The 19,063-nt window shown below is 70.7% G+C and carries 19 protein-coding genes; 10 read left to right on the top strand and 9 right to left on the bottom strand.

Features of this window, described 5'->3' with window-relative positions; translation table 11 throughout:
• Positions 1-143 precede the first annotated feature (143 nt).
• The gene (locus tag ACIPWY_RS19880; RefSeq protein ID WP_393700878.1) at positions 144-2,534 is read left to right on the top strand and encodes an ATP-binding cassette domain-containing protein; all 2,391 of its coding nucleotides are present in this window, start codon (positions 144-146) and stop codon (positions 2,532-2,534) included.
• A 179-nt stretch (positions 2,535-2,713) separates the two neighbouring features.
• Here ACIPWY_RS19880 and ACIPWY_RS19875 read toward each other — a convergent pair whose 3' ends face one another.
• Complete coding sequence (locus ACIPWY_RS19875) at positions 2,714-3,130, bottom strand: TetR family transcriptional regulator (RefSeq protein ID WP_401534094.1); 417 nt, start codon at positions 3,128-3,130, stop codon at positions 2,714-2,716.
• A gap of 32 nt (positions 3,131-3,162) precedes the next feature.
• Between ACIPWY_RS19875 and ACIPWY_RS19870 the strand changes: the two genes are divergently transcribed.
• Both ACIPWY_RS19870 and ACIPWY_RS19865 read left to right on the top strand, forming a co-directional pair.
• A complete protein-coding gene (locus ACIPWY_RS19870) occupies positions 3,163-3,429 on the top strand; it encodes an FAD-dependent monooxygenase (protein WP_401534092.1) in 267 nt (88 codons plus the stop codon).
• Positions 3,430-3,519: 90 nt separating this feature from the next.
• Positions 3,520-3,711, top strand: a complete 192-nt coding sequence (locus ACIPWY_RS19865; protein WP_362902985.1) for a CsbD family protein — start codon at positions 3,520-3,522, stop codon at positions 3,709-3,711.
• Between the two features lie 98 nt (positions 3,712-3,809).
• Here the strand turns inward: ACIPWY_RS19865 and ACIPWY_RS19860 are convergent, their stop codons facing one another.
• Positions 3,810-4,775, bottom strand: a complete 966-nt coding sequence (locus tag ACIPWY_RS19860) for an aldo/keto reductase (protein WP_393700871.1) — start codon at positions 4,773-4,775, stop codon at positions 3,810-3,812.
• 207 nt (positions 4,776-4,982) lie between these two features.
• Between ACIPWY_RS19860 and ACIPWY_RS19855 the strand changes: the two genes are divergently transcribed.
• Positions 4,983-5,189 (top strand): hypothetical protein, encoded by a 207-nt coding sequence (locus ACIPWY_RS19855; protein ID WP_362902981.1) that lies wholly within the window; start codon positions 4,983-4,985, stop codon positions 5,187-5,189.
• A 283-nt stretch (positions 5,190-5,472) separates the two neighbouring features.
• A complete protein-coding gene (locus ACIPWY_RS19850; protein ID WP_362902979.1) occupies positions 5,473-6,363 on the top strand; it encodes a glycoside hydrolase family 19 protein in 891 nt (296 codons plus the stop codon).
• Between the two features lie 137 nt (positions 6,364-6,500).
• Here the strand turns inward: ACIPWY_RS19850 and ACIPWY_RS19845 are convergent, their stop codons facing one another.
• Complete coding sequence (locus ACIPWY_RS19845) at positions 6,501-7,124, bottom strand: cupin domain-containing protein (RefSeq protein ID WP_362902977.1); 624 nt, start codon at positions 7,122-7,124, stop codon at positions 6,501-6,503.
• A gap of 128 nt (positions 7,125-7,252) precedes the next feature.
• On the opposite strand from ACIPWY_RS19845, the gene ACIPWY_RS19840 reads away from it, so the two are divergent.
• Positions 7,253-8,383, top strand: a complete 1,131-nt coding sequence (locus ACIPWY_RS19840; protein ID WP_362902975.1) for an aryl-sulfate sulfotransferase — start codon at positions 7,253-7,255, stop codon at positions 8,381-8,383.
• Positions 8,380-9,714 (top strand): uracil-xanthine permease family protein, encoded by a 1,335-nt coding sequence (locus ACIPWY_RS19835; protein ID WP_393700868.1) that lies wholly within the window; start codon positions 8,380-8,382, stop codon positions 9,712-9,714. The genes ACIPWY_RS19840 and ACIPWY_RS19835 overlap by 4 nt, the downstream gene beginning before the upstream one ends.
• Positions 9,715-9,750: 36 nt before the next feature.
• Here ACIPWY_RS19835 and ACIPWY_RS19830 read toward each other — a convergent pair whose 3' ends face one another.
• Both ACIPWY_RS19830 and ACIPWY_RS19825 read right to left on the bottom strand, forming a co-directional pair.
• Positions 9,751-10,683, bottom strand: coding sequence for an aminoglycoside phosphotransferase family protein (locus tag ACIPWY_RS19830; protein WP_393700866.1), 933 nt, complete (start codon positions 10,681-10,683; stop codon positions 9,751-9,753).
• Positions 10,684-10,749: 66 nt separating this feature from the next.
• A complete protein-coding gene (locus ACIPWY_RS19825; protein ID WP_362902969.1) occupies positions 10,750-11,571 on the bottom strand; it encodes a LysR family substrate-binding domain-containing protein in 822 nt (273 codons plus the stop codon).
• Between the two features lie 58 nt (positions 11,572-11,629).
• Between ACIPWY_RS19825 and ACIPWY_RS19820 the strand changes: the two genes are divergently transcribed.
• The 3 genes from ACIPWY_RS19820 (at position 11,630) to ACIPWY_RS19810 (ending at position 14,123) form a co-directional block, all read left to right on the top strand.
• Entirely contained in the window at positions 11,630-12,034 is a 405-nt protein-coding gene (locus ACIPWY_RS19820) for a DUF5997 family protein (protein WP_362902967.1), read from the top strand.
• 407 nt (positions 12,035-12,441) lie between these two features.
• Entirely contained in the window at positions 12,442-13,053 is a 612-nt protein-coding gene (locus ACIPWY_RS19815; RefSeq protein ID WP_393700863.1) for an RNA polymerase sigma factor, read from the top strand.
• The gene (locus tag ACIPWY_RS19810; protein ID WP_393700861.1) at positions 13,050-14,123 is read left to right on the top strand and encodes a CU044_5270 family protein; all 1,074 of its coding nucleotides are present in this window, start codon (positions 13,050-13,052) and stop codon (positions 14,121-14,123) included. The genes ACIPWY_RS19815 and ACIPWY_RS19810 overlap by 4 nt, the downstream gene beginning before the upstream one ends.
• A gap of 74 nt (positions 14,124-14,197) precedes the next feature.
• Here ACIPWY_RS19810 and glsA read toward each other — a convergent pair whose 3' ends face one another.
• The 4 genes from glsA to ACIPWY_RS19790 form a co-directional block, all read right to left on the bottom strand.
• Positions 14,198-15,982 (bottom strand): glutaminase A, encoded by a 1,785-nt coding sequence (gene glsA, locus ACIPWY_RS19805; RefSeq protein WP_362902962.1) that lies wholly within the window; start codon positions 15,980-15,982, stop codon positions 14,198-14,200.
• Positions 15,983-16,052: 70 nt separating this feature from the next.
• The gene (locus ACIPWY_RS19800; protein ID WP_401534084.1) at positions 16,053-16,868 is read right to left on the bottom strand and encodes an ABC transporter permease; all 816 of its coding nucleotides are present in this window, start codon (positions 16,866-16,868) and stop codon (positions 16,053-16,055) included.
• A gap of 85 nt (positions 16,869-16,953) precedes the next feature.
• On the bottom strand, positions 16,954-17,838 hold the full coding sequence (locus tag ACIPWY_RS19795; protein WP_401534082.1) for an ABC transporter permease: 885 nt from the start codon (positions 17,836-17,838) through the stop codon (positions 16,954-16,956).
• A 12-nt stretch (positions 17,839-17,850) separates the two neighbouring features.
• A complete protein-coding gene (locus ACIPWY_RS19790) occupies positions 17,851-19,050 on the bottom strand; it encodes an ABC transporter substrate-binding protein (protein WP_393700854.1) in 1,200 nt (399 codons plus the stop codon).
• Between the last annotated feature and the right edge of the window lie 13 nt (positions 19,051-19,063).

Genomic DNA, 19,063 nt, shown 5'->3' with positions numbered 1-19,063 from the left:
GGCGGGCCGGGCCCCGGGCAGAAGCCCAGCAGGAGAGCCCAGCAGGAGAAGAGAACCAGGCGGAGGGCTCGAAACTGGTTAGATCGAGCCGGCGACGCCGACGGGGCCCGCGAGGGCGGTCCCGCGCAACAGATGGAGACACGATGAGCATGGCCAAGGGGACGCAGGCGCAGTCACCTGCGCTGCACGCTGCCGACAGCCACGATCTGATCCGCGTGCACGGTGCGCGCGTGAACAACCTCAAGGACGTCAGCGTCGAGCTCCCGAAGCGCCGCCTGACGGTGTTCACGGGTGTCTCCGGCTCGGGCAAGAGCTCGCTGGTCTTCGGCACGATCGCCGCGGAGTCGCAGCGGATGATCAACGAGACGTACAGCACCTTCGTTCAGGGCTTCATGCCGACGCTGGCCAGGCCCGAGGTCGACGTGCTCGACGGTCTGACGACCGCGATCATCGTCGGCCAGGAGCGGATGGGCGGCGACGCCCGCTCCACGGTCGGCACGGCCACCGACGCCAACGCGATGCTGCGCATCCTCTTCAGCCGGCTCGGCAAGCCGCACATCGGCTCGGCCAAGGCGTTCTCCTTCAACGTCGCCTCCATCAGCGGCGCGGGCGCGGTCACCATCGAACGCGGCGGCGAGAAGGTGAAGGAGCGGCGCAGCTTCAGCATCGTCGGCGGCATGTGCCCGCGCTGCGAGGGCCGTGGTTCGGTCACCGACTTCGATCTGACCGCGCTGTACGACGAGAGCAAGTCGCTCAACGAGGGCGCGCTCACCGTCCCCGGCTACAGCGTCGAGGGCTGGTACGGCCGTATCTACCGCGGCTGCGGCTTCTTCGACCCGGACAAGCCGATCCGCAAGTTCACCAAGAAGGAACTGCACGACCTTCTCCACAAGGAGCCGACCAAGATCAAGGTCGACGGCGTCAACCTGACGTACGAGGGTCTGATCCCGAAGATCCAGAAGTCGATGCTGTCGAAGGACATCGACTCGCTGCAGCCGCACATCCGCGCCTTCGTGGAGCGGGCGATGACGTTCACGTCCTGTCCCGACTGCGGCGGCACGCGGCTGAGCGAGGCGGCCCGGTCGTCGAAGATCAAGAAGATCAGCATCGCCGACGCCTGTTCGATGCAGATCAGCGATCTCGCCGAGTGGGTGCGGGGCCTCAAGGAGCCGTCGGTCGCACCGCTGCTGAAGGCGCTCGGAGACACCCTCGACTCGTTCGTGGAGATCGGGCTCGGCTACCTCGGTCTCGACCGCCCGGCGGGCACACTCTCCGGCGGCGAGGCACAGCGCGTCAAGATGATCCGCCACCTCGGGTCGTCCCTGACCGATGTCACGTACGTCTTCGACGAGCCGACGATCGGGCTGCACCCGCACGACATCCAGCGGATGAACGACCTGCTGCTGCGGCTGCGGGACAAGGGCAACACGGTGCTGGTCGTCGAGCACAAGCCGGAGGCGATCGCGATCGCCGACCACGTCGTCGACCTGGGCCCGCGCGCGGGCACCGACGGCGGCGAGGTGGTGTTCGAGGGCACGGTCGAGGGGCTGCGGGCCAGCGACACGCTCACCGGGCAGCACCTTGACGACCGCGCGAAGCTGAAGCCGACGGTACGCACGCCGACGGGGAAGCTGGGGGTACGCGGCGCAGCCACGAACAATCTCCAGGACGTCGACGTCGACATTCCGCTCGGCGTACTGACCGTCGTCACGGGCGTCGCGGGCTCGGGCAAGAGCTCGCTGATCCACGGCTCGGTGGCCGGGCAGGACGGGGTGGTCACGGTCGACCAGGCCGCGATCCGCGGCTCGCGGCGCAGTAACCCGGCGACGTACACCGGACTGCTCGACCCGATCCGCAAGGCGTTCGCCAAGGCCAACGGTGTGAAGCCGGCGCTCTTCAGCGCGAACTCCGAGGGCGCCTGCCCCACGTGCAACGGCGCGGGCGTCATCTACACGGACCTGGCGATGATGGCCGGTGTCGCCTCCGTCTGCGACGACTGCGAGGGGAAGCGGTTCCAGGCCTCGGTCCTCGACTACCACTTCGGCGGGCGCGACATCAGCGAGGTGCTCGCGATGTCGGTGGCCGAGGCCGAGCAGTTCTTCGGCGCGGGCGAGGCGCGCACGCCGGCCGCGCAGAAGATCCTCCAGCGGATGGCTGACGTCGGGCTCGGCTACCTCACCCTCGGGCAGCCGCTCACCACGCTGTCCGGCGGCGAGCGGCAGCGGCTCAAGCTGGCGACGCACATGGGCGAGAAGGGCGGGGTCTACGTCCTCGACGAGCCGACGACCGGCCTCCACCTCGCCGATGTCGAGCAGTTGCTCGGGCTGCTCGACCGGCTCGTCGACTCCGGCAAGTCCGTCATCGTCATCGAGCACCACCAGGCGGTCATGGCCCACGCCGACTGGATCATCGACCTCGGCCCCGGCGCCGGTCACGACGGCGGACGGATCGTGTTCGAGGGCACACCGGCCGAACTCGTCGCTGACCGCTCCACCCTGACCGGTGAGCACCTCGCGGCCTACGTCGGCGGCTGACCGGGAGGCGGGTGCGGACATCCTCCGGTGCGGACGCGAGCAGGTGGTGCGCATGCCACCTGCTCGCAACGGCGTGGGGCTCCCTGCGTGCCGTTTCACGGACCGACCGCTACCCGCAGCGGCGGCCCCACCGGAAAGCAAGCCTTCCCACCCGGCCGATTGCCCGAATCCGCCGGGCGCTACCGCAGCGCCGTCGCGACGAGCCCACGGATCTCCGGCTCGGAGACGCGTCCGCCGCCCAGCAGCCGGTCGAAGACCAGCCTGTCGACGCATGCCGGCCGAGTGAGGGTGCGCCCCTCGGCGTCCGCCACACCGCGCGCGGCCAGGTAGTCGCGTAAGGCGTCGCGCGCCGCGTTCTCGCGCGGCACGAGGCCGGCCCGCGGCTCGGGATGGCACACGCTCTCGACGGCGCAGGCGTAGCGCGCCAGGGACCGCCGCCGCCCCTCCCCCGTGAGCCGCTGCTCGATGAACTCGCCCATCTGCTCCGTCAGTTGGTCCGCGTCCCGCAGCGGCGGCAACTCCTCGCCCGCCGAGCGGAGTTCGGCCTGGTCGCGCTCCACGAGCCGCCGGACCAGCGCCGTGAGCAACGCCGCCACGTGCGAAGTAGGCGGCGGTGGTGCCCGCGGACATGGCGGACCGCGTCGCCCTCCTCGGTGACGCGGCGCACGCCATGACGCCGAACCTCGGCCACGGCGCATGCCAGGCCCTGGAGGACGCGGCCGTACTAGCCGCCCTCGCCGGTGAACCCTCCGTGGAAACGGCACTCGCCCACTACGACGCGCAACGCCGCCCCCGCAGCCAGTCCGTCGCCCACGCCGTCCGGCATGACGGTCCGCGCGATCCTGCGCCATGCGGACTGGGCATCTCCCCAGCTCCAGCTGCCGAGCAGCCCTGAGTCTCACGGAGCGTAATCGTCCACCGCGCGGCTTCGGTGGCGTCGTTCTACGTTGGTCGAGCAAGACCCGTACAAGACAAAGGAGTCGCAATGCCTGACAAGGGCGGCATGGACAAGGTCAAGGGCAAGGCCAAGGAGATGACCGGTAAGGTCACTGGCGATCGCCGCAAGGAAGCCGAGGGTAAGACCGACCAGGCTAGGGGCGAAGCCAAGAAGAACATGGGCGACGCCCGCGACCGCGCCCGAGGAGTCCACGACTCCCTCAAGCGCGACGGCTCCTGACCCGAGCCTCGTTGAAGCCCCCGCGCGCGCTGCGCGGGGGCTTCTCCCCTGCCGTCGAACAGCCCATCCGTTGAAGACGGCCCATCCGTTGAAGCGGCCTACGCGTAGAAGTTGCGCTGCCAGCGGTGCCCGGCCAGCACGGCGAGCTGCTCGGCGGTCAGTGGCCGTCCGTCGCTCAGGGCCGTGTTGCGCTCGACGTTGCGTACGGTGCGCATGCCCGGGATGACGGTGGAGACGGCGGGCGAACTCAGCACGAAGCGCAGTGCGTGCTCGGCGATCTCGTCGGGCGCGATGCCCAGGTCGGCGACGATGGCGGCGACTTTCTGCTCGACCTGCGCGGGCCGGTCGTCGCGGAAGTAGCGGGCACGGAAGTCGCCCTCGGGGAACGTCGTACCGGCGGCGATCCGGCCCGTGAGCCCGCCCTCGTCCAGCGCCACACGGACGATGACACCGACGCCGTGTTCTTCGCACACGGGCAGCAACGCGTCGGCGGGCGCCTGGTCGAAAATGTTGTAGATGACCTGCACGGTGTCCACGAAGCCGCTGCGCACGAGGACGAGTGCGTTGGCGGGCTGATGGTCGTTGACGGAGACGCCGAACAGGCGGATCTTCCCCTCCTTCTTCAGCTCCTCGACCGTCTGCAGCCAGTCGCCCCGGCCCACCCACTCGTCGCTCCAGACGTGGAACTGCACCACGTCGAAGTGGTCGAGTCCGCTGACCCGCAGACTGGTCTCCACGCTCTCGCGTATGTGGGCGCCCGGGAACGCATCGGCGGGGTCGATGCCGTCGGGCGCGGGCCAGATCCTGTTCATCGGCGGCACCTTGGTCGCCACCAGTACGTCGTCGCCGGCCCGTTCGCGCACGACCCGGCCGACGATCCGCTCGCTCTCGCCGTAACCGCGGGCGGTGTCGATGAAGTTCACCCCGAGGTCGATGGCACGGTGCAGGGCGCGTACGGACTCGTCCTCGGTGGCGCCCACCCACCCGGACGCACCGATGCCCCAGGCGCCGTAGCCGATCTCGGACACGGACATTCCGCTGCGGCCCAGCTCGCGGTAGCGCACTCTCACAACCTCCATGTCGTGGTTCTCGTCCGGGCCGCCGTTGACGCCGGTGCCCGGAAGCGTTCCGACGATCCATACCCTCTTCAGGGGCCTCGCGTCCCCGGATATGGACACTTTGCCTACGGCGCAAAGGTCACCGGTAGACTCGTTGGCTGATTCCTCCGGTGCCGGGGGCGTCGCCAGCCAAGGAAAGAGGGAAGTCTCGACGTGTGGGCCGCACAGCACGAAGCTCCGATCTACAGCCGGCTCATCCAGGAACGAGGCGACATCCCCGCCCAGGTCCGTGCCGTAGCCGAACAGACCCTGCGGGATCTGGAACGGGTGATGCCGGCGCCGCTGCCGCGCTCCATGCCGACGCAGGCGCCCCAGTCCCAGGCGCCGGCGCTCAACAGCGGCGGGCAGGGCTCGCTCTAGGACATCTCCTCATAGGACATCTCGCTCCAGGGCACGCGGGAGCCGGCGGCGCAGGGAATGATTCCCGAGCCGCCGGCTTCCGTCGTGTTCCGCTCCCGATCAGCTTCGCGGCCAAGTCCTTGTACGCCATGTCGAGTTGAGATCAGCCCAGGCCGAAACTCCACCGCCGCTGCGGCACTTCTGGTCTAGACCTTGACAGGTTCAGACCAGGTTCGCTTGAGTGACGGCACCCCCCATGGCGGCGCCGGGCTCACCAACTCGCGCCGCGCGAAGGAGCGTTGGCATGATCAAGCGCGTCACGAGTCTTGTCGCCACCCTGGCCGCGGTCAGCGCCGTGGTCGTCATCGGTCCGGCCGGCACGGCATCGGCGGCCGAGTGCGCCGCACCCTGGAACTCCTCGTCCGTCTACACGGGCGGCGGATCTGCCTCGTACAACGGGCACAACTGGAACGCCAAGTGGTGGACCCAGAACGAGACCCCGGGCACCTCCGACGTCTGGGCGGACCAGGGCGCCTGCGGCGGCGGCGAGACGAACCCCGGCGACCCTGATCCGTCCGGCTTCGTCGTCAGCGAGGCCCAGTTCAACCAGATGTTCCCGAACAGGAATCCGTTCTACACGTACAGCGGACTGACCGCCGCGCTCAGCGCCTACCCCGGCTTCGCGAACACCGGCAGCGACACGGTCAAGCGCCAGGAGGCCGCGGCGTTCCTGGCCAACGTCAGCCATGAGACCGGCGGTCTGGTGTACATCGTCGAGCAGAACACCGCCAACTATCCGCACTACTGCGACACCAGCCAGTCCTACGGCTGCCCGGCGGGCACCGCCGCGTACTACGGCCGCGGCCCGATCCAGCTCAGCTGGAACTTCAACTACAAGGCCGCGGGCGACGCGCTCGGCATCGACCTCCTCCACAACCCGTACCTCGTGGAGCAGGACGCGGCCGTGGCGTGGAAGACGGGCCTTTGGTACTGGAACACGCAGAGCGGCCCCGGCACCATGACGCCGCACAACGCCATGGTGAACGGTGCGGGCTTCGGCGAGACGATCCGCTCCATCAACGGCAGCCTGGAGTGCAACGGCGGCAACCCCGGCCAGGTCCAGAGCCGCATCGACCGGTACAAGGCGTTCGTCCAGATCCTGGGCACCACACCGGGCGACAACCTGAGCTGCTGAGGCGCCACCGCGTACGACCTGCCGCCGGGCGGGCCTGGAACCCACCAGGTCCGCCCGGTGCGCGCTTCTCTGAACACCCCTGGATGCGCGGCGAGTTGAACCGCCCGTGGCTGTCGAACCGTACGGCTTCCGCGCCGTCAGGGCTCCAGGATCTCGACGTGATCCGCCACCGCCACGACCACCACGCGTGAGTCCGGCTCGACGGCGTGCCAGCGGTGCCTTACGCCGCCGGAGAGCAGGATGCTGTCGCCGCGGCCGAGCCGGTGCACCCGGCCTTCCGCCTCCACCTCGACGGCACCGTCCGCCACGTACATCAACTCGTCGTTGCGGTGCCGGAATTCACGCCCGGCGTTCTCCTCGCCGGTGAACTCCAGGGCGTGGACCTGGTGCGTCCCGCGCGTCAGCGGGCGCACGCCGGTGCCGGACGCAAGGCCTCCCGGGTCTCCCGCACGGACGACATCGACGGTGCGGGTGGCGTCCGAAGCGGCGAGGAGCTGGACGGCCGTGGTGTCGAGAGCGTCGGCGATGCGCTGGAGCGAGCGCATGCTGGGGCGCGCCCGGTCGTTCTCGATCTGACTGAGGAACGGCACCGACAGACCGCTGCGCCCGGTGACCGCGGCGAGCGTCAGGTCGAGTGCGCGGCGGCGCCTGCGGACGGCGGCACCGACCCGCGGTGTCCGCTCCTGGTTCTCGGCGTTCCCGTCGGCGTTCCCGTCGGCGTTCCCGTCATCGTTGCTGCCCACGACAGCGCCCTTGCTCATGTCCGAACCCTAATCGTGGCCCGGCTCCGGTTTCGCACTGCCGTTACACCCACTTAACAGAACTTCACTACGGTCAAACTTGCTTGACCTCATCAAAGAAACTTTGAAACCTAGAGGGAGACATCCACGTGCCCGCCGTCGACCAGAACTCGCGCCGCCGCCACGCCACCGGACTGATCGCCCACGACCCGGACACCGCGTTCCCGGGCTACACCCTCTTCGCGCCGCTCACCGGCTCCGGCGAGGTGTACCTCGTCGACATGGAGGGACGTACCGCGCACGAGTGGAAGCTGCCGTACCGGCCGGGCCGGCACGCGCGGCTGCTGCCCGACGGCGTCCTCGCCTACAACGGCGTGCTCCCCGGCGAGGAGGCCCTCTTCCCCATGTGGCACAAGTACCGCGGTGGCGTGATGCTGAAGGCCGCTCCGGACGGAACCGTCCTGAGTGAACACCGCGACCCGCTCCAGCACCACGACGCACACCACCTCGACGACGGCCGGATCCTGTACACGGGCCTCGAACCCCTGCGAGGCGGGGACGCGGCCGGTGTGGTCGGTGGCGTGCGCGGCACCGAGGCCACGGGCGGAGTGGTCTGGGCCGACACCATCCAGGAGGTCGACGCCGACGGCACGGTGCTGTGGTCGTGGCGCGCCTCCGAGCACCTCGACCGGGACACCTACGCGCTGCACCCCGCGTACGCCCGCGAGCACTGGCCGCTGATCAACAGCGTCACACCGCTGGCCGACGGGAACATCCTGGCGAGCCTGCGCAGTGTCTCCGCCGTCGTCGTCATCAGCCGCGCGACCGGCGAGATCCTCTGGCGCAGCGAGCCGGGCACCGTCTCCCAGCAACACGCCCCGACAGAACTGGAGTCGGGCGCCTTCCTCGTCTTCGACAACGGCGTCTTCCGGCCCGACTGCGACGTTCCGTACTCGCGGGTCGTCGAGATCGACCCGGCGAGCGGGAAGGTGGCGTGGGAGTACCACGACCCGGCGCGTGAGTTCTTCTTCGCCCCCTTCATGGGCAGCGCGCAGCGCCTGCCGAACGGCAACACCCTTGTCACCGACTCCCCGTCGGGCCGCCTCTTCGAAGTGACGCGGGACGGCTACCTGTGCTGGGAGTACGTCGTCCCGTACTTCGCCGGCTACGGGGAGTCCGAGGTGCGCGGTCTCTTCCCGTCCGAGCCCAACGCGGTCTTCCGCTCCTACCGTTACGCCGCCTCGCAGCTTCCCTGGCTGACCACCGGCGGCGCGGCGTGACCGCCGTCCCGTCCCCGGTCGACGAACGCGTTCCGCTGCGGCGCCTCGTCCCCCTGTCCGTGCAGCACGTCCTGGCGATGGTCGCCGCGCCGGTGTCCACGGTGTTCCTCACCGCGGGCACCCTGCACCTGTCGCCCGCGCGCACCGCGTCACTGCTGAGCGCGGTCCTGATCCTGTGCGGGGCGGGGACGCTGCTCCAGTCCCTGGGGGTGTGGCGGACCGGGGCGCGGCTGCCGTTCGTGATGCTGCCCGGAGGGGCCGCCGCCGCGCTGTTCCTCCAGATCGCCCAGGACCACGGGGCGGCCACGGCGAGCGGCTCCGTGTTTCTCGCGGCGCTGCTCCTGGTCGCGGTCCTTCCCCTGTACGCGCGGATCGTGCGGCTCTTCCCGCCCCTGGTGATGGGGGTGACGGTGCTGTTGATCGGCATCGCGATGGTACGGGTGGCGGCGCAGCTGATCACCGGGCCCGACGGGCAGGGGCAGCCGCGCGCCGTGGCCCTCGCGGGTCTCACGGTGGCCGCGACCGTCGGCGCGTACCTGCTGCTGCGCGGGGTGTGGCGGCAGACGGCCGTCCTGATCGGCATGGCGGTGGGCGCGCTGCTCGCGGCCGTCACCGGCCTGGGCAGCTTCGGCTCTGCCGCCGGTTCCGGGTTCTCCCTGCCCTCCTTCCTCCCGTACGGCGCCCCGCACTTCGACGTCCTGGCCGCGCTCCCGCTGCTCATCTTCAGCCTCACGACCCTGGCCGAGATCACCGGGCAGACCGTGCTGGTCGGCGAGACAGTGGGCCACGCCGCCGCACCCGCACGGGACGTGCCCCGGGTCGGGCGCGCCGACGCGCTCGTCTCCGTGGTCGGCGGCCTCTTCGGTACGTCGCTGATGGTCACGAGCGCCGAGAACATCGGCATCGTCCGCCTCACGGGCGTACGCAGCCGCTTCGTGACCGCGGGCGCCGGTGCCCTCCTGGTCGTCATGGGCCTGCTCACACCCGTCTCGCGGGCCGTCGCGGGGATCCCGTCGGCGGTCGTGGGCGGCTCCTCGCTCGTCGTGTACGCCGTCATCGCCGTCCTCGGCGTCGACATGCTGCGCCGCGCGGACCTGGGCCGGGGTGCCGACAACTCGGATGCGATGGTCGCCGCGCTCGCCCTCGCGGCGGGTTTGCTCCCCCTGCTCTCCCCGAGCCTGTACGAGGGCTTCCCGAGCTGGGCCCGCGCGGTCCTGGGCAGCGGGGTGGTCGCGGGCACGCTGACGGCGGTGGTCCTGTCCGCGGTGTTCAGGTACTGGCGGCCCGGACTGTCGGAGGATGCGGGGGCCGGTGTGCGGGAGGCGGGTTGAGGGGTCGTCGAGGGGCCGTGGCGGGAGGGTGGTCGGTCAGCGTGCCGCCCGGGCGAATCGGTCGTGGTCGGCGATGACCTCGTCGATCACGCGGTGGTTGGACGCGGCGCTTTCCGGGTCGGTGCCGAGGGACTGGGACATGACCAGCAGGGACTTCCACAGGGCCCAGCCGCGGGCTCGGGCCCACGTGTCGGCGTCCTGGGCGACCGTGCGGCGGAAGGCCTCCCGGCTGTCTCCGGTGAACGTGCACCAGGCGATCACCAGATCGCAGGCGGGGTCGCCGACGCCGGACGTGCCGAAGTCGATGACGGCCGTGAGTCTGCCGTCGGCGACGAGCAGGTTGCCCGTGGCGATGTCTCCGTGGAACCACACCGGCGTCCCTTGCCACCGCGCCGCGAGCGCGGCCTCCCACACGGCGGCCGCCCGGCGCGTGTCGACATGGCCCTCCAGCGCCGTGAGGCAGCGGCGGGTCTCGTCGTCGTAGTGCGTGAGCGACGCACCCCGGTACCAGCTGTGCTTCCCGGCCGACGGCCCCCCGGTGGCGTCGCAGCGCTGCAGCGCGAGGACGAACTCGGCCACCGAGACCGCGAACTGCGCCATGTCGTCGATGCTGCCGCGGGCCGCCGTCTCTCCGTCCAGCCAGCCGCGCACGGACCACGGAAAGGGGTACTCCTCACCGGGCTCGCCCTGGGCCAGGACGGGCGGGACGGCCACAGGCAGCGAAGGCGCGAGGCGCGGCAGCCACTCGTTCTCCTTGGCCACCGCGGGAACGTAGCCCTCGGCGGTGGGCAGGCGGGCCGTCATGGCGTCACCCAGGCGGTACGTCCTGTTGTCCCAGCCGTCGACCTCCACCGGCGTCACCGGAAGGCCGCTCCACTGAGGGAACTGGGCGGCGATCAGACGTTCCACGAGCGCGACGGTGATTCCGGCACGGCCGTCGGAAGGGGAGGGACTCGGAGTCGAAGCCATCCAGGGATCATCACGCCCGGGAGCCGGGCGCGGCAACGGAATATCCACGCCCCCGACCCGCCGTGACTACGGCTTGCGACGCGGCTTCCCACGCTTGGCGCCGCCCTTGGAACCGCCCTTGGCCGCACCCTTCGGCCCGGCCTTGGTCCCGCCCTTGGCGCCACCCTTCACGCCGCCCTTGGCGCCGCCGCCGCGCGGGTTCTTCCCCGCGGCCGGCTTCTGCCGTGCCCCGCCGCTCCTGTCGGTGCGCGCGGCCTTGGGCTGCGGCGGTGTCGCCGTACGGCCGCGTGAGCTGTTGACCGTCCGCCCGCGGACGATGCCGATGAACTCCTCCACCAGGTCGGTGGTCTCGTCCTCCGGCCACGACAGTGCGACCTGGGACTCGGGGGCGTCGGTCACCGGACGGTAGGTGAGGTCCTTGCGGTGGTGCAGGCGCGCGAGCGACTGCGGGACCACCAGCACACCGATCCCGGCGGCCACCAGCTCGACGGCGTCCGCCGTCGTCTCCGGTCGCTCGAACGCGGGCTCGCCCGGGAGCTGCTCCCAGCCGAGGGTGTCGTCGAGGGGGTGCAGCACGGTCTCGTCGGCCAGATCCTCCAGGGACACCTCGTCGACCGCGGCCACGACGTGGTCCTTGGGGATCACGACCACGGTCGTCTCGGTGTAGAGGGGGATCGCGCTGAGCACGGTCCGGTCCACCGGCAGCCGTACGAGGCCGGCGTCCGCCCCACGGTCCCGCAATACGTCGGATGCCTCGCCGGCGGGCGTCGCGATGAGGGTGAGCGGAACGCCGGGCAGCCGCTCGTTCCAGATCCGCACCCACTTGGTGGGCGTCACTCCCGGGACATACGCGAGCCGGAACGAAGGGGATACTTCCGAGCCTGTCACTCCGCCAGGTTACCGGTCGTGGTCGGAGGTCTCGCACACAGTCGATACCCTTGACACCATGACGTCGCACCAGACCACCCAGACCATGAAGCCCGCGACCGCGGCGAAGAAGCTGGGTGTGTACCTCGAGGCCACCCCCGCCGAGTTCCAGGAGGGTGTCGTCTCGCGCAGCGAGCTCAACACGCTGCAGGCCGATCCGCCCGAGTGGCTCCAGGAGCTGCGTCGCAACGGCCCGCACCCTCGTCCCGTCGTCGCGTCCAAGCTCGGCATCTCCATCTCCGGTCTCGCCCGCGGCGGGATCACCGAGGCGCTCACCACGGAGCAGATCGAGGCGCTCAAGACCGAGAGCCCCGAGTGGCTCCAGCAGGAGCGCGCCACCCAGGCCGCGGTCCGCAAGGAAGCCACCCGCATCAAGGAGCGGAACGCGCAGCGCGCCGAGCAGTCCGGCGACCAGCGTTCCTGACGTCCCCTGACCTCGTTCGGCGGCCTCGGCCCGGTCCGCGGTGATCGTGCCGATGGCATCGTCATGGCGTCGACCACGTCGGGCGGGAGCGCGAGCGCGCATCAGGAGGACGAGCCGGTCGAACGGGCCAACCCGGTTGGGTTGGCCCGTTCGCGTGACCGCCGTGGCGGCGACAGCCCCCGTTGATACTGCCGTCCAGGTCGGCGCCCGCGAGGATGCGGTGGTCCTGCGCCCTCGTCTCCGCCGCCGTGTCGCCCCCGAGCGCGTGCCTGAACATGACGGACCCGCCCCCGGGGCGGCCAACAGGGGTGCGGTCACCACGAGTTGCCCGTGTGGCACAGGTCACCGGAACGCGTGCGTGGGTGCGGAGAGGTACCGGACGTGAAGCGCAACGAGAAGGAGTGCGGATGCGTGCACGGATCCGGGCAGGGGACCGCGAGGCGTTCGCCGACCTGTATGAGGAATACGCGCGGGCGATCTACAACCACGCCCTGCGTCTGACCGGCGACTGGTCGCTCGCCGAAGAGATCATGTCCGACACGTTCCTCACCGCATGGGCGACCAGGGAACGTCTCGACCCCGACGCCGACGCGCCACTCGGCCCCTGGCTCTACGGCATCGCGACGAACAAGGCGCACAACGCCCGGCGCGGGATGCGGCGCCGGCTGGCGTTCCTGGCCCGCCAGCCCGCCGCACCCGACGTGGCCGACTTCGCGGAGGAGACGGCGGGACGTATCGACGACGCTCGCCGACTAGCCCGTATCCACGGCTCGTTGGCCAAGTTGCGGCGGGCCGAGCGGGACGTGATCGCCCTGTGTGTCTGGGCCGGGCTCGACTACGCGCAGGCGGCGGACGCGTTGGGCGTCCCCGTGGGCACGGTCCGTTCCCGGCTGTCCCGGGCGCGCGCCAAGCTGCAGCAGCTCAGTCAGCAGGAAGCACCGGAACCGCGGCCCGGTCGCGGAGAGGTATCGAGTGAGGCCGCGTTCGCGGCCCTGCCCCTGCGGGAGGAGACCCGATGAACGCAGCACACCCCTTCGGGAGTGACCGCGAGGAGGCCCAGGAGGTGTCGCGGCTGCTGCCGAAGGCGCCCGAATGGGATCTGCCGCGGGGGCGACACCGCCACCACAAGGACATCCTGATGCAGCAGATCGACCGCCACCGCGAGAGCGTCGCACCCACCATTCCGCCGCGTCACCAGGAAGGCGCCACCGCCCGCCGGCGCTTCCTGCGCCCCGCGATGGCCGTGCCCGTCGCGGCCCTCGCGCTGACCGGCGCGCTGGCCGCCGCCTTCACCTTCGTCGGCGACGACCACGGCGCGGCGCCCGTAGCCCATGCACCCGCGCCGGACAGCGGAGCCACCGTCCTGCTGAACCAGATCGCCGACGCGTCCCTCAGGACGGACACCACACCGGTCAAGGACGGCCAGTACGTGTACGTCCGCAGCACGGTCCGCTCGAACGAGGGCACGTTCGCCGGGCCGGTCGAACTCGGCGCCCCGCACCGGCGCGAGGCCTGGACGGCGCAGACGTCCGAGCCGGTGAAGGACCTCGGCGTCATCAAGGAGACCGGCAAGGGCGTTCCGATGTCCGGGCAGCGGCTCCCCTACGAGTCGGCCGACCCGCTGGCACCCGGCCTCGACCGTCCGACGTACGCCTGGCTGGCCTCACTGCCCACCGATCCCGACCGGCTCCTCGACGAGCTCTACGCCGGGACCCGGCCCTCGGGCCGCGAGTCCAGGGACCAGGCCGTCTTCGAGAAGATCGGCTCCCTCCTCGACGAGACCGTGATGCCGCCGAAGAACGCCGCGGCGCTCTACAAGGCCGTCGCGCGGATCCCGGGCATCCAGCGGATTCCCGACGCGGTGGACGCCGCCGGGCGCCATGGGGTCGGCATCGCCCGTCAGGACGCCCGGTCAGCGACCCGCAGCGAGTGGATCTTCGACAGCGAGCGCCTCACCTATCTTGGCTCGCGCTCATACCTGGACAAGGACGGCAAGGGCATGAAGCTGGCGGGTACGAACGCGATCCTGCGCCGCACCGTCGTCGACAAGTCCGGCGCGATGCCCGCCGACACGACGGCCGACAGCTGACAGAACGGCAGGGGGAAGGGACGGAGGGACGGCGGGGCTGCTTCGAGCGGCACCGTCGTTCCACTCAGTCGCCCTCAGGCCCCCTCGGGCCGGTCCACCGTCTCCGCGCCGTCGAGCGGGCTGCGCTCCAGGAAGGCGGCCGCCGCGGGCACGGCCGTGCGCAGCCTCAGCAGTCCGGCCGCCGTCAGGGTGCGGCACACCGAGTCCTCCTCCGCCATGACGCGTTCGCCGAGGCGGGCGTGGAAGTCCGCAGGGGTGAGGGCCGCGCCCGGCCCGGCGGACCAGGTGCGGCCCGCGGGTGTGGGCCGCGAGGTCTGGGCGCACACGGCCAGGCGCCCCGACTCCACGTACCAGAGGACCACGGGCTCCGCGCGGGGTGGCTCGATTGTCTGGCCGGCGGTCAGGGACATGGTGCCGAAGCAGTCCGAGACGGCCTGCGCGGCCTGCTCGCCGGCCCTCCCGAAGAGGTCGCTGTCCGTCAGGGGGACCGGTGCGCAGGGGTCGAGGCCGAGGCCGGTCAGGAGTTCGTCCTCGCAGGATTCGATGGCGCGTCCCAGGTCGGCGAACTCGTCCTTGGGGTGCGTCACGGGGCGGGTCGAAGGGTCGGCGATCACCATGCGGATCCCGCGTTCGCGCAGGTCATGGCCCAGGGCGCGCAGGAGGTCGGCCGCGACGGGTTCGATGCGGCCGACCCGCGCGAGGTCCAGGACGAACCAGCGGGCGGCCTTCGGGAGGTCGCGGGCCGCGCGCAGGGTCTGTTCGGCGGTGGCGAAGTCCAGGTCGCCCTGGAGGACGTGGACGCGGATGCGGTCGGGCCGTTCGTCGAGTGCGGCCCGCTGGTCGCGGGGGCGATGGCGCAGCGAGCGCAGCGGGCCCGGGTCGAGGGAGCGCGGTGGGAGGGGACGGCCGCTGCTGCCGGTGGCGCGCATCAGGTGCAGTCCGAACTGCTCCGAGAGGAGGTGGCAGGCGGCGATGGCCCGGACGCTGTTGCCCTTCTCGTCCAGGGGCGGGCTGAACACACCGATGCCGAACTGGCCGGGCAGCGCCACCCCGATCCCGCCCGAGACGCCGCTCTTCGCCGGGAGACCCACGCGCAGCATCCACTGCCCCGAGGCGTCGTACATCCCGCAGGTGGCCATGACGGCGAGGACGTGCTGGGCGTGGCGGGAGGCGACGACCCGCTCGCCGGTGAGCGGGTTGGTGCCGCCGCCGGCCAGGGTCGCGTGCATCACGGCGAGGTCGTCGCAGGTCACGAGCACGGAGCACTGCCGGAAGTAGACCGCGAGCTGCTCCTCGACATCGCCGGTGAGCGATCCCGCGTTGTGCATGAGGTAGGCGAGGGCGCGGTTGCGGTCGCCGGTGGCGCGCTCGGAGGCGAAGACGGCGTCGTCGACGGTCAGGTCCCGGCCCGCGAAGGCTCCCAGGCCCGTGAGGATGCGGGCGAAGCGCTCGTCGGGGCTTGCCCCGGCCACCAGTGAACTGGTCACGATGGCACCGGCGTTGACCATCGGGTTGGGCGGGCGTCCGGTGCCGGGTTCGAGGCGGATCGAGCTGAAGCCCTCGCCGCTCGGTTCGGCGCCCACGCGCGCCAGGACGTCCTCGAGGCCCTGGTCGGCGAGCGCGAGCGCGAAGACGAAGGGCTTGGAGACGGACTGGACGGTGAACGGCACGTCGCTGTCGCCGCAGCTGTAGACCTGCCCGTCGAGGGCGCACAGGCTCAGCCCGAACAGGTCCGGGTCGGCCCTGCTCAGCTCCGGGATGTACGAGGCCGGCTCGCCGTCCGTGAGGTCGCGCAGCCGGATGCGGACGCGGTCCAGGAGCGCGGCGAGGGGATCGTCCGGCGGCTTGTTGTGCCTCACGCAGCAATCGAACACCACGGCCGGGCGATGCGCCTTCCCAAGCAGGCAACAGGAGCCCGCGATGCCCGGGTCAGATCCGGCTGCCGGACGCGGTGTCCGAGGAGAGGCGCTGGGCGAGGTAGATCGGGATGACGGACAGCAGGACGAGGACGGCGGCGACGACGTTGACGACGGGGGCCTGCTGCGGGCGGGCCATGTTGGAGAAGATCCAGACGGGGAGTGTCTGGATGCCGGGCCCGGCGGTGAAGGTCGTCACGACGATCTCGTCGAAGGACAGGGCGAAGGCGAGCAGTCCGCCCGCCACCAGCGCGGAGCGCACCAGCGGGAACGTGATGTCGACGAACGTGCGGAAGCTGTGCGCCCCGAGGTCCATGGCGGCCTCTTCGTACGACCCCGGCATGCGCCGCAGCCGGGCGATGACGTTGTTGAAGACGACCACGATGCAGAACGTGGCGTGGCCGACGATGACGGTGAACAGGCCGAGGCCGACGCCGAGCGGTTCGAGGACCGTGCGGAACGCGGTGTTGAGCGCGACGCCGGTGACGATTCCGGGCAGCGCGATCGGCAGGACGACGACGAAGGAGATGGCGTCGCGGCCGAAGAACCTGTAGCGCTGGCAGGCGAAGGCGATGAGCGTGCCGAGGACGAGGGCGATGGCGGTCGCGCCGAGCCCCGCCTTGACGGAGGTCCACAGCGCGTCGCGGGCGCCGGAGCTGTGCCAGGCGTCGACCCACCAGTCGAAGGTGAGACCGGGCGGCGGCCAGCCCGAACTTCGGTCCGGGTTCAGGGAGTTGACGAGGACCAGGAGCAGCGGGACGTAGATCACCGCGAAGCCGAGCGCGGCGGCGATGCGCAGGGTGATGCGCGCGGGGCGGGAGAGATTCATCGAGAGGGACCTTCGCTGTGCGTGATCCGGAGGGGCGGCGGGGCGGGACGTCAGGGGCTTCGGTGCAACCGGAGGGCTCCGGGCGTCACAGGCTGCTGAGGGCTCCGGTGCGGCGTACCGCGAGCAGGTAGAGCACGATGATCACCACGGGCACGGTGCCGAGCGCGGCGGCGAGCGGCAGGTCGAGGGTGATGTTGGAGTAGATGAGGTTGCCGATCAGCTGGGTCTTGCCGCCGACGATCTGTACGGCGATGTAGTCGCCGAGGCTGAGCGAGAAGGTGAAGACCGAGCCGGCGGCGACGGACGGCAGGATCATCGGCAGGACCACGGAGCGGAAGGTGCGGCCCGTGCGCGCGCCGAGGTCGGCGGAGGCGTCGAGGAGGCTGTCCGGGAGCTGTTCGAGTCCTGCGTGGATCGGCAGGATCATGTACGGCAGCCACAGGTAGGTCAGGACGAGGACGGTGGCGGTGAGGCCGTAGCCGGGGCCCTTGATGCCGAGCGGCCCCAACACCCAGTCCAGCAGGCCGCCTTGGGCGAGGATGAGCCGCCAGGCGTACGCCTTGACGAGGTAGCTCGCCCACAGCGGGGTGAGGATGGCGACGACGAGGAGCGGCCGCCACCGAGGGTTCGCGATACGGGCCGTGTAGAACGCGATCGGGAACGCGATGAGCACGCACAGCGCGGTGACCGCGAGGGCGACGCCGATGCTGCGCAGGGCGACCTGCCGGTAGACGTCGGTGGCGAACAGGGCGGTGAAGTTGTCCGTGTTCCAGATCTTCACGACGTTCGACGTGAAGGAGTCCGTGGTCCAGAACGCGGACAGGAACAGGACGGTGAGCGAGCCGAGATAGGCCAGGACGAGCCAGGCCAGTGGTGCGGAGAGCAGCAGGGACAGCTGTAGCCGGGGGCGGCGGTACAGGGCCCCGGCGAGCCGCCGGACGGGTCCGGCGGCAGGCGCGGTGTCGGTCATCGGCGGCAGGTCCTAGCCCTTGATCTCGGTCCAGGCCTGGACCCACTTGGCGTACGGGACGCACTTGGTGTCCGAGCGGCCGTCGATGCACTGGGCGATGGGCGTGGTCCAGAAGTGGACGTTCTTCCAGTACGCCTCGTCGGCCGCGTGGTAGGTGGCGCAGTGGTTCTTGTCGGCCGTCTGGTCGCAGGCCTTGGCGTTGGCGGGCGCCTCACCGAAGTATTCGGCGACCTGGGCGTTGGCCTTCGGCGAGATGATCCAGTCCATCCACTTGTAGGCGCAGTTGGGGTGCTTGGCCTTGGCGGAGAGCATCCAGGTGTCGGACCAGCCGGTGGCGCCCTCCTTGGGCAGGACGCCCTTCACGGGGACCTTCTCCCCCTGGGCGGTGTTGAGGATCACCTGCCAGCTGGTGCCGATCACGGAGTCGCCGCTCTTGAACGCGGAGACCTCCTTGAGGTAGTCGCTCCAGTATTCGCCGACGTTGGAGTTCTGCGCCTTGAGCAGCGAGACCGCCGCGTCGAACTGCTTCTGGTCCAGGGCGTACGGGTCCTTGATGCCGAGGGACGGCTTGGACTTCATCAGGTACAGGGCGGCGTCCGCGAGGTAGATCGGCGAGTCGTACGCGGTGACCTTCCCCTTGTGCGCCGAGGCCTTGTCGAAGACGGCGGACCAGGAGTCGGGCGCCGGGGAGACCTTCTTGGTGTTGTACATCAGGAGGTTGGCGCCACGGCCGTGCGGGATGCCGTAGGCGACACCCTTGACCGAGTTCCACTGCTGGTTCTTCAGCCCGGCGAAGACGTCCTTGTAGTTGGGCACCAGCTTGGTGTTGACGGGGGCGGCGTCACCCGAGGCGATCAGCCGCAGCGACGCGTCGCCCGACGCGGACACCGCGTCGTACTGGCCGGTCTTCATCAGGTTGACCATCTCGTCGGACGTGCCCGCGGTCTTGGTGTTGACCTGGCAGCCGGTCTGCTTCTCGAAGTCGGTGACCCAGTCCACCTTCGGGTCGTTCGAGCCGTCCTCGGCGTATCCGGCCCAGGCGATCAGGTTGACCTGGCCCTCCGTCCTGCCGAGGGTCTTCTGCGCGGAGAGCTTCGGCGGGGTGAAGTCGCCGCCGGGCGAGGATCCGGCGGTGTCCGAGGAACCGCAGGCGGAGGCGAGAAGCAGGGCGCCGAGCGCGGCCACCGCTCGGGACGTTCGGGTCAGTCGCACGGGGATCTCCACG

This window comes from Streptomyces sp. NPDC090032 (assembly GCF_044748025.1).
Classification (GTDB): Bacteria; Actinomycetota; Actinomycetes; order Streptomycetales; family Streptomycetaceae; genus Streptomyces.
The sequence above is the reverse complement of the archived record's forward strand: the minus strand, read 5'-3'. Positions and strand labels throughout refer to the sequence as shown.